Raw genomic sequence first — 12,080 nt, 5'->3', positions numbered from 1 at the left:
CCGCTCCGTCGCGTACGGCCGCTCACCCGAGGTGCGCCGACCAGTCCTGCCGGGCCGCGGGCTTGCCGTGCAGGTCGGGCACCTGTTTGAGCCAGGCGGGGCGTCCCCGCTGGTTCCTCGCGGCCCGCTGGACGTCCTCGGCGGCGAGCTCCTCCCGGGTGGGGAAGCCGGTCGGAAGCCAGTGCGCGGAGGCCCGGGCGCGGGCGAGAAGGTAGGTCACATAGGCCTCGCGCACCTCGTCCGGGGTGGCGAAAGCCGGCTCGTCCGCGAGCCAGGCGTCCGGGACCTCGGCGAGGATCCGCCGCAGCAGCTCCTCGGTGACCCGGGGTGCCAGCTCGGCGTCGGCGGCCCGGACGTCGGGCCCGTAGTGACCGAGGGCGTGGTGCCGGAAGTCGTAGGCCTTGCGGGGGTCCGAACCGTCCCAGCGGTGGTGGAAGACCAGCGCGGCGCCGTGGTCGATCAGCCACAGGCGCGGGGGCGCGACGCCGAGGGTGGGCCAGACCATCAGGTTGGAGCTGTGGACCGTGCGGTCGACGTTCACGGTCAGGGCGTCGAGCCAGACGATCCTGCCCGCCTCCAGCCGATCGACGGGGAAGACCCGGGCGATCTCCGGGGTGAGGTCCAGGGCGCCGGGAAGGTGATCCATGCCGAGGTTGACGCCCGCGCTGGCCGCGTGCAGGTCGCGGACCTCCTGGTGCGGCTCGTGCCGCGCGATCTCCGGGTCGAACCGCACCAGGACCAGCTCGGGGAAGCGCAGCCCGAGGGCGCGGGCCAGCTCCCCGACGATCACCTCGGCGACGAGCGCCTTGCGGCCCTGCGCGGAGCCGGTGAACTTCACGACGTAGGTGCCGAGGTCGTCCGCCTCGACGACGCCGGGGACGGAACCGCCGGACCGCAGGGGTTCGACGTAGCGGGTCGCGGTGACCTCTCTCAGCATGGTCCAGGGCTCCCCAAGGGGCGGAATCCGAAGGGGCCATGGTAACCGGGCGTGACAGCCGGCGAGGGTCGCTGGTCCGGGGCCCGAGCTGGGCAGCCGCCGCGACGTCGCACGCGAGGTGCCGTTTGCCGCTGGTGCGGGTGGGGACCCGGCCGAGCATGAGCGCAACCCCACGCCGCCGCCTGATGCGGCAGAACCGTCTCCTGTGGTTGCTGGACCGCCTGGAACACGAGTCCAGGGCCGATGCGGTGATCGACACGCTCCGCAAGCGTGTGCGGGCCCTGCCCCTGGGGCCCGGCCGGGACCTGCTGCACGGAAGGTGGCTGGGACACCCCGTGCACCCGCTGATGGTGCAGGTGCCGATAGGGAGCTGGCTGTCGGCGGCGGTCCTGGACCTGAGCCCCGGCCACTCCCGCGCGTCGCGGCTGCTGATCGGGGTCGGGCTGGGCTCGGCGGCTCCCGCGGCCGTGGCCGGCTGGGTCGACTGGGCGGAGCTGCATCCCCGCCAGCAGCGGATCGGACTGGTGCACGCCCTGTCCAACACGGTGGCCGTCGGCCTGTACGCCGCCTCGCTCGCCTGCCGTGTCAAGGGCCGCGAGGGGGCGGGCCGGGCCTACGGCTTCCTGGGGCTGACGGCGGTCGGGGCCGGCGGCATGCTGGGCGGCCACCTGGCCTACCGGCAGGCCTCCGGAGCCAACCACGCCGAAGAGGTCCCGAACGTCGTCTCCGCGGGCTGGCACCGGATCGGAACCGTCGACGAGTTCCCCGCCGGGGAGCCGGTGCGGCGCAGCGTGGACGACGTGCCGGTGCTGGTGGTGCGCGAGACCGGCGGGGCGATCCACGCGCTGGCCGACCGGTGCAGCCACCTCGCGGGGCCGCTGTCCGAGGGCACGGTCGCAGACGGCTGTGTGCGGTGCCCGTGGCACGGCAGTGTCTTCCGGCTCTCCGACGGCTGGAACGTACGCGGACCCGCCACCGCGCCCCAGCCCTCCTTCGAGACGCGGATCACCGACGGGCACGTCGAGGTGCGGCTGCGTCACCAGAACGGCGGGGAACCGGCCGGGCGACGGAACACGACACGATCGGGGGCTGCCCATGGACACGGAGACCATGACTGACAACCGTCTGACGCGCCGGCTGCACGGGGCACTGAGGCGCGCCGGCCGGGACTACTCGGCCGGGCACGACCGGCCGCTGGGCGGCTACCTCGCGGCCATGGCGGGCTTCGCGGCCTGCACGGCGGCCTGGACCACGGCGGTACGGCGCAGCGGGCGCCCGGTGCCCGAGCGGCCCGAGCCGTGGGACGTGGTGCTGACGTCGGTGGCGACGTTCCGGCTGAGCCGGCTGCTCAGCAAGGCGGCCGTGACCAGTCCGCTACGCGCCCCCTTCACCCGGTACGTCGGGCCGCAGGGCCCCGCCGAGCTGCACGAGGAGGCACAGCCCGAGCAGGGCAGGCACACCGTCGGCGAGCTCGCGACCTGCCCGTTCTGCATGAGCGTCTGGGTCGCCTCGGCCCTGACCGCAGGCCAGCTGCTCTGGCCGCGCGCGACCCGGACCGCCATGGGCACGCTCGCCGCCCTGGCCGGGGCGGACACGCTGCAACTGGCGTACGGCGCGTTGATGGACAAGACAACCGGCGACTGACCGCGCCGGAGCCGGGCGCCGACGCAGGTGGGGCTCGCCGGGCTGGCTGCTGCTGGTCGCGCGCCGGGCCGACACGCCCGACCGGTTGCGCGCGCCGGCCTGATGACCGCCGTGGCTGCTGGTGCGGAGCCGGATGTCGACATGAAGCCCGAAAAGTCCATGAATCGCTGATACGCCCCTTGGCTCCCTGTTGTATGGACGCACACACAGGGAGCGAGGGAGCATGGCCGACGACGGCACGGACGCGGGCCGGCCCCCGCACGCGAGCCTCAAGCCCGACGCCATCGGGTTCCTCGACGCGCTGGTCATCGGGCTCAACGCGACGTCCCCCGCGTACTCCGTGGCGGCGGTCATCGGCCCGATCGTGGCGCTGGTCGGCATCCACGCCCCCGGTGTGATGCTCGCGTCGTTCGTGCCCATGCTGCTGATCGCGTCGGCGTTCTACCACCTCAACAAGGTCGACCAGGACTGCGGCACGACGTTCTCCTGGGTCACCCGGGCCATGGGGCCCTGGGCCGGCTGGCTCGGCGGCTGGGCCATCACGATGACCGGCGTCCTGGTCGTCGGATCGCTCGCGGACGTCGCCGTGACGTTCTTCCTGCTCGCCGTCGGCCTGGACGGGTGGGCCGAGAACGACGTGGTGCGCCAGGTGCTCACGGTGCTGCTCATCCTGCTGATGACGGCCGTGTGCGTCATCGGCACCGAGGTCTCGGCCAAGGTTCAGAACGTCCTCATCCTGGCGCAGGTCGTCTGTCTGCTGGCCTTCGCCGTGGTGGCGCTCCAGCGCGTCTACGCCGGCACCGGCACCCTCGACTCCCTCGACCCGGGGTTCGGCTGGCTGAACCCGTTCGGGGCCGGCGGAGCGTCACTGACCGCGTCCTTGCTGCTGGGCGTGTTCATCTACTGGGGGTGGGAGTCGGCGGTCAACCTCACCGAGGAGGTCGAGGACTCGGCCACCGCCCCGGGCAGGGCGGCCGTCTGGTCGACGGTGCTGCTGCTGGTGACCTACCTCGCGGTCGCCTTCGCGGTCGTGGCGTACGCCGGGACGGAGTACCTCGCCGAGAACGCGGCGGAGGAGGAGTTCGTCTTCGCCCTGCTCGCCGAGGAGGCCATGGGCGGCTGGGACTGGGTCGTGCTGCTGGCGGTGTCCACGTCCGCGCTCGCCTCCACGCAGACGACGATCATCCCGGCCTCGCGCACCGGCCTGTCGATGGCCCGCCGGCACGCCCTGCCCGCGCACTTCGGCCGCATCCACCCGCGCTTCCGTACCCCCGACGTGAGCACCTGGTGGGTCGCCGGCATCGCCATCGCCTGGTACCTCGTCCTCTACCACCTCAGCGAGGACGCCCTGTTCGACTCCCTCACCGCCCTGTCCCTGCTGATCGCCTTCTACTACGCGCTCACGGGACTCGCCTGCGCGGTGTACTACCGCCGCCAGTTGACCCGCAGCGCCCGCGACCTCTTCTTCATCGGCCTCGGCCCGCTGATCGGCTCCGGCCTGCTGGCGTGGCTGCTGGTGGAGTCCGTGGCGGACCTGTCCGACCCCGCCAACTCCTACAGCGGCGTCTCGTGGTTCGGGCTCGGACCGCCGCTCGTCATCGGCGTCGGCCTCGTCCTCGCGGGTGTCGTCCTCATGATCGTGCGGCGGCTGAGGGCGCCCGCCTTCTGGTCGGAACACCCGAGCGTGGTCGACCCGGCAGCCCTCGTCGACGGCAAGGAGTCCTGACATGTCTCATGAGCTGTCGGCGGCGCGCCTCGTGAACGGGCTGAAGACGTACAGGTCGAGGATCTCGGGCACCGGCGCGACGCCGGGGCCGCCCGCACGCACCCAGGAGACGACGTCCTCGGTGGCGGCCTGGTCGTTGACCAGTCCCAGCCACACCGGACGGCCCCCGGCGGCCCGGCCCTCGGTGGAGGGCTGGACGACGATGACGTTGGCCTGGTCGCAGACGTCGAGGCAGTCGGAGACACGTACCGGTGCCGCCTCGCGCAGGCGGTCTGTCTGGGCGGCGTGATCGACGCCTCTGATCTTGCGGGTGCCGCAACAACAATCCCGGCAGACGACGATGCGGCAGGGGACTCCAGCGTCCGGCGTCGCGGACATGCCGCTCCCTCCCTCTCTGCGCATGGCGATGATCATGTCACGCGGGTGCCGGGCCCGGCGGGTCAGGTCCCTTCCCTCAGCGGGTTGGGCAGCGGAAGGTAGCGGGCGTCGGCGCCGTCCGCGCCCGTCCAGCGCAGCAGCAGGTTGGTCTTGGCGGGCAGGGTCGGTGAGGTGAGCAGCGCGGGGATCTCCGGAAGGTCGTGGCGGGCGAGTTCACGACGGGCCGCGGGCCAGGGGTCGAACCCGGGGTGGCGTTCGGCGAGGGCGCCGGCGATCTCCATCAGGTGGTTGACCACCAGGCAGTACACGAGCCGCTCCCAGCCGGCCCGGCGCGGCACGTCCGGCAGCAGTTTCACGCCCTCGGCGTCCCGGTACAGCGCCTGCACCGGCAGGCCGTCGGCGTCGACGGCGACCAGGGTGTTCTGGAGGTGGGCCTCGATGACCACGCCGTGCTCGGCGAACGCCGTCAGCGCCGGGGGCACGACCTGGGCCAGATAGGCCGCCCACCAGGTCCCGGGGTCGGCGGCACGGTCGAGCGGGCTGCCGTCGAAGCCCTCGACGAGACCGGCGGCCAGCAGCGGGGTCGCACCGGGCAGCAGACGCTCGCCGAAGCCGTCGCGGACGAGGACGGCCAGGGCCTCGAAGGCGAAGTCGGCGGTGCGGTAGCCGCGGTCGCTGAGCCAGGCCGAGTGCCCGCCGAACGTCTCGAAGGAGGCGCACACGGCCGCGTCCGTCCTGCGCAGGGCGAGCAGGTCGTGGCGCCACAGGCGGCGGATGTCGTTGGTGATGCGCACGTCCAGGCTGAACTTGAGGAAGAGATCCCGCTCGGGCTTGTAGAGCGTGCGGATCGCGGCCGTGGGCCAGGCCTCGGAGGCGGTGGTGCCGAGCCGGATCAGCCTGCCGTCCGCGAAGGCTCCGGCGAGCTCCTGCGCGGCGAGATCGAGCTGCCAGGGGTGGGCCGGAAGGAGGCGGTAACCGGGCGGGGCGGTGCCGAGGGCGTCGAGGGCGGAGGTGTCGCCCTCCTCGACGACGGCGTCCTCCCGCAGCCCGAGCAGGGCCATCGGAAAGCTGGCGTAGGCCTCGGGCGCGTACGGCAGCCAGCCGGTGGCGGGGCCGCTCCCGCGTGCCTTGGGGGCCGGGTGGTGGGTGTGGCCGGTGAGGAGGGACTGCTCGGAGCGCAGGTAGAGGTCGTCGGGCGGGGTGGCCCGGGCCCGTGCGGCGAGCAGGGCGGCCACGACGTCCCGGCTGGCGAGCATCTCGGCGGGCAGTTCGTGGTTGGGCAGACCGGTGTGCCGGCGCAGTTCCTCGGCGACGAGCTCGACCAGCTCGGTGTGGCCGACGCGGTGCCAGGCGCCCGCGACCTCGATCTCCGGCTCGGCAGGCCGCCGTGCTCCGCGCACCCGCAGCAGCCGGTCGCCGCCGGGCAGCCGGTGGACACTGCGGTCGCCCTCCTGGCGCACCGGCCGGGCGACCTCCCGCAGCAGGCAGTTCAGCAGGGGTACGGCGGCATATGCGTCGGCGAGGGCACCGGTGGCCGGGTCGTCACCGTGGGCCGAGTCGTCGTCGGCGGGCGGGGGCATGAGGTCCACGCGTTCCACTCGTCCCTACGGTCCTTCCAGCGTTCCGGGCGGAGATGATCAGTATGGAGGTCGTCGCCATTCCGCTGTGACGCCCCCTATGCGTACCCGAGGAGCCCGCCCGTGCACCGTCCCCCCACCGCCGAGACCGAGGTCGCCGACGAGCTGTCCGTCGTTCGGCCCGGCCTGCTGCCGCGGTACGAGGCCGAACTGCCCGGCGCCCGGGCGGCCGTGCTGTCCCGCCTGTGGCGCGGTCTGGCCCATGATCCGCTGCCCTGGGTGACCCGCAGGGAGCCGGACGGGGACGGGCTCACGCTGTCGCTGTCGGACGGCCGCCGGCTGCACGGCCCCCGGCCCGACCCGTACGCGACCGGCGCGTACGTCACCGTCGTACGGCTCGGTGAGGCGGTGTACGAGGATCCGGCGCGGCTGATGACGGACCTCGCCGTCGCGCACTCCGCTTCCTTCGCCGCCGAACTCGGGCACAGCGTCGCCTCGCTGGCGTTGTCGCGGGCGGGGCAGGAGGACGAGGGGGGCGACTGGCCGGAGAGCGACTGGGAGTGGGAGCAGCGGATCGTCGACGGGCACCCGTTCCATCCGACGTGCCGGTCGCGGCCCGGCTTCTCGGTGGCCGAGCAGCTGGCCTACGGGCCCGAGCACCGGCCGGTCGTGGAGCTGGGGCTGGTGCCGGTGCGGGCGGAGGAGTGCCTGGTGACGGGCGCGTGGCCGGACGAGCTGCGGGATGAGGGGCGGGTGGTGCTGCCGGTGCATCCGTGGCAGGCGGAGCATGTGCTGAAGCGGACGTGCGAGGAGCGGCGCCCCGCGCATCCGCTGATGTCCCTGCGGACTCTGGCCCTGCCCGGCGGGCCGCAGGTGAAGACCTCGCTGAGTGCCCGGCTGACGTCCTCGGTGCGGGACATCTCCCTGCCGTCGGTGGCCGCGTCGGCGGTGCTGTCGGACTTCGCCGGGATCCCGGCGGCGCGCACGGACGGACTGCTGCACGTCACCCGCACGCTGGGTGCGGCGGCGGCCGGTTCCCCGGACTTCGCGGCCGTCCTGCGGGAGTCGCCGCAGACGTACGCGGGCAGCGGTGAACGGGTCCTGCCGGTGGCGGCGCTCGCCACGACGGATCTGCCCGGCTCCCCCGCCTGGCTGGCCGCTTTCGCCCGGCTCGCCCTCACGGTCGGGCTGCGGCTGCTGGAGCTGGGCGTGGCCCTGGAGGCACACGGCCAGAACCTCCTGGTGGTCCTCTCCAGGACGGGTGAGCCCCTGCGGCTGGTCTACCGCGACCTGGCCGACATCCGTGTCAGCCCGGCCCGTCTGGCCCGGCACGGTATCGAGGTGCCCGAGCTGCCCGCCCGGATGGTCACGGACGACGAACGCGCCCTGCGGCGCAAGCTGTTCGGCTCGCTCGTGGCGGGCGCCCTGGCCGGGACGGCCGGGTCGGGTCCTGCGCTGGCCGCGGCCCTGGAGGCGGCCGTCCGGGATCTGCCGCGCACCCCCGACCTGGCGGCGCTGTGCGCGGATCCCCTGCCCGCCAAGGCGCTGACGCTGATGCGGCTCTCACCGCGCACGCCCGGGGACCAGTGGGCGGAACTGCCCAATCCGCTGCGCTGAGCCCCGTTTTGGAGCCGGAGCGGGGTGATCAATAGGATCCGGCGATGATCACAAGAACACGGCTGGCGGCAGGGGTCTGTACCCTGCTCGCCGCGCTGACGGCCGGGCTCGCCTTCCCGGCCGGGGCGTTGGCCGGTGAACCCACGGGCCAGGACGCCCCCAAGGTCGACCTCGTCCTCGACGTGAGCGGCTCGATGCGGGCGCGGGACATCGACGGCCGGTCGCGGATGGCCGCCGCGAAGCAGGCGTTCAACGAGGTGCTCGACGCGACGCCCGAGGAGGTCGAACTCGGCATCCGCACCCTCGGCGCGAACTATCCGGGGGACGACCGGAAGACGGGCTGCAAGGACACCGCGCAGCTCTACCCGGTCGGTCCGCTCGACCGCACGGAGGCCAAGACGGCCGTCGCCACGCTCAGCCCGACGGGCTGGACGCCGATCGGCCCGGCCCTGCTGAAGGCGGCCGGTGACCTGGACGGGGGCAGCGGTTCCAAGCGCATCGTGCTGATCAGCGACGGCGAGGACACCTGCGCCCCGCTCGACCCGTGCGAGGTGGCCCGCGAGATCGCGGCCAAGGGCATCGGCCTGACCATCGACACGCTGGGCCTGGTGCCCACCGCCAAGCTGAGCCGGCAGCTGAGCTGCATCGCCGAGGCCACCGGCGGCACCTACACCTCGGTCGAGCATCAGGACGAACTCACCGACCGGGTGAACGAGTTGGTGGACCGGGCGGCCGATCCGGTGGTGACGCCGGTGCCGGCGGAGGGTGCCGACCGGTGTGCCGGGGCGCCGGCGCTGAAGTCGGGCCTGTACACCGACCGCGCCGAGTTCGGGCAGCAGCGCTGGTACCGGGTGGACGTGCGGCCGGGGCAGGAGCTGCGCGCCTCGGTGAGCGTCGCCGCGGACCGGGCCGTGAACCCCGGCTACGGGGTGCTGATGCGGGCCGTGACGTCCAAGGGCCGCGAGATCGTGCGCGGCGAGGCCGCGGGCAACGGCCGTACCGACGTGATCTCGACGGGCCTGCGTTACCCGAAGGCCGACAGCGACGACGAGGACGCGCCCGCCGAGGCGGTGTGCCTGTCCGTCTCGCACTCCTTCTCGGCGGCCTCGGGCGTGAAGACCACGCCGGGCCTGCCGCTGGAGCTGACGGTGGACATCGTGGACGCCCCCAGCCAGGCCGGCGACGTGGCCGCCTTCGGTCTGGGCCGCGGCTGGTGGCTGCTCGGCGTGCTGATCCTCACCGGCTTCCTCGCCGGTCTCGTCTGGGGCTGGCTGTCGCGCTGGCGGGTCGCGGTCTGGAGGACCAACTGATGCGAGTGGCACGAGCGTTGAGCATGGCACTGCTGTTCCTCGGTGTGGCGGCAGCCCCGGCGGCCGCCGACGCCTCGCCGAGCCCGTCGCAGGACGGCGCGTCGGCCCCCACGCGGGCCGGCACATCGTTCCGTACGGCGGCGGAGATCGAGCAGGGCCGGTCGGCCACGGCGAGCGGCTCCACGGGGGACTACCTGTACTGGTCGTTCCCCGCGGACACCGGTCAGCGCCCCACCGTCGAGGCGAAGGTGAAGCTCCCGGAGACCCACGCCTCCCAGACCTGGCAGATCGACGTCTACGACGGTCTGCGCCGCCGTCAGGCCTGTCAGTACGGGGCGCAGACGCGCACGGCCGCTGCGGACGCCTCCTCCGTCGAACTCGCCTGTGTGCTGCGCACGGTCCGGGCCTGGTCGGAGCCGTGGGCCAACGACCCGCTGCCCGGCACCTACTACGTCCGGCTGACGGCCATCGGCGTCCCCACCGCCGACCTCGGCCTCCGGGTCGACACCGAGATGCGGGTGGACTCCAAGGACATCGGCGGATCGGCGGCGGTGGACGGCTCGCTCGCCGAGCCGCTGGTGCCCGGGATCGCCAGCAAGCCCGGCGAGGAGCGCGAGGACGCCGCGGTGCTGGCCGGACTGGAACCCGAGGACGGCTGGGCGTCCGGCTGGTGGTCGGACCGCTGGGTGTGGACGGCGCTCGGTGGCGTGCTCGCCGCCCTGGCCGGGGTCGGCGGGTACGCGCTGACGCGCGGGACGGGACGGCCCTCCCGGGTGCCGCCGGGCACCTGACCGGCCCACGGTTGACCGCCCCACACCTGACAGCCCCACACCTGACCGCTCAGAACCTGACCGGCTTTCAGAAGGCCCGCCCCGTGCGGGCCTTCTCGCCTTCCTCGCGCAGTGACGTGGCGAGGGCGCCCTCGCCGCTCACCCCGGCCCGGCCGTCCCGCACGGCCTGGGCCAGGCTCAGCTCCCCGCGGGCCAGGGCCGTGCACGTGGCGGTGTCCAGGACCAGCCGGGCGTCCGGCTCCGCGGGGGCGGGTCCGTCGCCGTACACGGGCCCGTCCTCGGCACCGGCGTGCAGATGGAACAGGCCCTCCTCCAGCCGCACTTCGACGAGTCCCTCGCCGTCGAGCAGGCGCAGCAGGGGCAGGGCGAACCAGTGCGCCCGCACCGCGTCCGTCGGCCTGCGCTCACCGAGTTCTGCCTGCCCCCACTCCCCCAGCGCCTGGAGCACGGGCAGCAACGCGCGTCCGCGAGGCGTGACTTCGTACACGTACGCCGCACCGGGCGGCGGCAGCCGGCGCCGGGTCGCCAGACCGTCGCGCTCCATGTCCTTCAGCCGCGAGGCGAGTACGTCCGTGCTGACGCCGGGCAGATCCGCGTGCAGGTCGGTGTAGCGGCGGGGACCGGCGAGGAGCTCCCTGACGATCAGCAGGGTCCAGCGGTCACCGACGACGTCGAGCGCACGGGCGGCGGAGCAGTACTGGTCGTAGCTTCGGCGAGGTGGCATGCGACGCAGTCTAGACAACTTGTTGGACTTTCCAAGCGCCTACTTGGTAAAACCAAGCAACACCAGTCGCCAGAGGGGAAGCAGCGCATGGAGTTCCGGCAGTCGAGCAAACTCAGCGAGGTCTGTTACGAGATCCGCGGCCCGGTCATCGAGCAGGCCAACGCACTGGAGAAGGCGGGCCACAGCGTGCTGCGCCTGAACACCGGCAATCCGGCGCTGTTCGGGTTCGAGGCACCGGAGGAGATCCTCCAGGACATGATCCGGATGCTGCCGCAGGCCCACGGCTACACCGACTCGCGCGGCATCCTCTCGGCCCGCCGCGCCGTGGCCCAGCGGTACCAGACGCTCGGCCTGGAGGTCGGCGTCGACGATGTCTTCCTCGGCAACGGCGTCTCGGAACTGGTGTCGATGGCCGTCCAGGCGCTCATCGAGGACGGCGACGAGATCCTGATCCCCGCCCCCGACTTCCCCCTCTGGACGGCGGTGACGACCCTCGCGGGCGGCAAGGCGGTCCACTACCTGTGCGACGAACAGGCCGACTGGTACCCCGACCTCGACGACATGGCAGCGAAGATCACCGACCGGACGAAGGCGGTCGTGATCATCAACCCGAACAACCCCACCGGCGCGGTCTACCCCAGGGAGATCGTCGAGGGCATCCTCGACCTCGCCCGGCGGCACGGCCTCATGGTCTTCGCCGACGAGATCTACGACCAGATCCTCTACGACGACGCCGTGCACCACTCGGCCGCCGCCCTCGCCCCGGACCTGGTGGTCCTCACCTTCTGCGGCCTGTCCAAGACCTACCGCGTGGCGGGCTTCCGCTCCGGCTGGCTGGTGGTGACGGGCCCGAGGCAGCACGCGAAGAACTACCTGGAGGGCCTGACCATGCTGGCCTCCATGCGGCTGTGCGCCAACGCGCCCGCGCAGTACGCCATCCAGGCCGCGCTCGGCGGCCGGCAGTCCATCCGCGAGCTGACCGCACCGGGCGGGCGGCTGCTGGAGCAGCGGGACGTGGCCTGGCGGATGCTCAACGAGATCCCGGGGGTGACCTGTGTGAAGCCGAAGGGCGCGCTGTACGCCTTCCCTCGCCTCGACCCCAAGGTGCACAGGATCCACGACGACGAGCGGTTCGTGCTGGACCTGCTGCTGCGGGAGAAGATCCAGGTGGTCCAGGGCACCGGCTTCAACTGGCCGGCCCCGGACCACTTCCGCATCCTGACGCTGCCGCACGCGGAGGACCTGGAGGCGGCGATCGGCCGGATCGGGCGCTTCCTCGGCGGGTACCGCCAGTAGCCGGGGCGGCCGGTGGGGACGCGGCTGTCAGTGGCGGGTCGTAGCCTTCGAGCAGGTGGGCCCGTGCCCGAGACCGGCCG

11 protein-coding genes are annotated in these 12,080 nt (G+C 73.2%); 7 read left to right on the top strand and 4 right to left on the bottom strand.

What is annotated here, in order from left to right; translation table 11 throughout:
- Positions 1-22 precede the first annotated feature (22 nt).
- Positions 23-937: a HipA family kinase gene (locus AC0665_RS22920; RefSeq protein WP_478603743.1), complete on the bottom strand. Its 915-nt coding sequence runs from the start codon at positions 935-937 to the stop codon at positions 23-25.
- 158 nt (positions 938-1,095) lie between these two features.
- On the opposite strand from AC0665_RS22920, the gene AC0665_RS22915 reads away from it, so the two are divergent.
- The 3 genes from AC0665_RS22915 to AC0665_RS22905 all read left to right on the top strand — a co-directional run bounded on the left by AC0665_RS22915 (position 1,096) and on the right by AC0665_RS22905 (position 4,307).
- The gene (locus AC0665_RS22915; RefSeq protein ID WP_478603745.1) at positions 1,096-2,055 is read left to right on the top strand and encodes a Rieske (2Fe-2S) protein; all 960 of its coding nucleotides are present in this window, start codon (positions 1,096-1,098) and stop codon (positions 2,053-2,055) included.
- Complete coding sequence (locus AC0665_RS22910; RefSeq protein WP_468403342.1) at positions 2,048-2,581, top strand: DUF1360 domain-containing protein; 534 nt, start codon at positions 2,048-2,050, stop codon at positions 2,579-2,581. Before AC0665_RS22915 ends, AC0665_RS22910 begins: the two co-directional genes overlap by 8 nt.
- Before the next feature lie 223 nt (positions 2,582-2,804).
- A complete protein-coding gene (locus AC0665_RS22905) occupies positions 2,805-4,307 on the top strand; it encodes an APC family permease (protein ID WP_478705687.1) in 1,503 nt (500 codons plus the stop codon).
- 6 nt (positions 4,308-4,313) lie between these two features.
- Here AC0665_RS22905 and AC0665_RS22900 read toward each other — a convergent pair whose 3' ends face one another.
- Entirely contained in the window at positions 4,314-4,685 is a 372-nt protein-coding gene (locus tag AC0665_RS22900; protein WP_478603750.1) for a (2Fe-2S) ferredoxin domain-containing protein, read from the bottom strand.
- 62 nt (positions 4,686-4,747) lie between these two features.
- Entirely contained in the window at positions 4,748-6,283 is a 1,536-nt protein-coding gene (locus tag AC0665_RS22895) for an IucA/IucC family protein (RefSeq protein ID WP_478603752.1), read from the bottom strand.
- Between the two features lie 102 nt (positions 6,284-6,385).
- Here AC0665_RS22895 and AC0665_RS22890 point away from each other — a divergent pair, with 102 nt between their 5' ends.
- Genes AC0665_RS22890 through AC0665_RS22880 form a run of 3 tightly spaced genes read left to right on the top strand, consistent with a single transcriptional unit; the run spans position 6,386 to position 9,980 of the window.
- The gene (locus tag AC0665_RS22890) at positions 6,386-7,879 is read left to right on the top strand and encodes an IucA/IucC family protein (protein ID WP_478603754.1); all 1,494 of its coding nucleotides are present in this window, start codon (positions 6,386-6,388) and stop codon (positions 7,877-7,879) included.
- Between the two features lie 44 nt (positions 7,880-7,923).
- Entirely contained in the window at positions 7,924-9,189 is a 1,266-nt protein-coding gene (locus AC0665_RS22885) for a VWA domain-containing protein (protein WP_478603757.1), read from the top strand.
- Positions 9,189-9,980 carry a hypothetical protein gene (locus tag AC0665_RS22880; protein ID WP_478603759.1) on the top strand — a complete coding sequence of 264 codons (792 nt, stop codon included), beginning with the start codon at positions 9,189-9,191 and terminating at the stop codon, positions 9,978-9,980. Before AC0665_RS22885 ends, AC0665_RS22880 begins: the two co-directional genes overlap by 1 nt.
- Positions 9,981-10,047: 67 nt before the next feature.
- Here AC0665_RS22880 and AC0665_RS22875 read toward each other — a convergent pair whose 3' ends face one another.
- The gene (locus AC0665_RS22875) at positions 10,048-10,704 is read right to left on the bottom strand and encodes a winged helix-turn-helix transcriptional regulator (protein ID WP_478603761.1); all 657 of its coding nucleotides are present in this window, start codon (positions 10,702-10,704) and stop codon (positions 10,048-10,050) included.
- An 87-nt stretch (positions 10,705-10,791) separates the two neighbouring features.
- Between AC0665_RS22875 and AC0665_RS22870 the strand changes: the two genes are divergently transcribed.
- Positions 10,792-12,000 carry a pyridoxal phosphate-dependent aminotransferase gene (locus AC0665_RS22870; protein ID WP_478603763.1) on the top strand — a complete coding sequence of 403 codons (1,209 nt, stop codon included), beginning with the start codon at positions 10,792-10,794 and terminating at the stop codon, positions 11,998-12,000.
- The last annotated feature ends 80 nt before the right edge of the window (positions 12,001-12,080 follow it).

It is taken from the genome of Streptomyces sp. NPDC043685 (assembly GCF_056436585.1).
The sequence above is the reverse complement of the archived record's forward strand: the minus strand, read 5'-3'. Positions and strand labels throughout refer to the sequence as shown.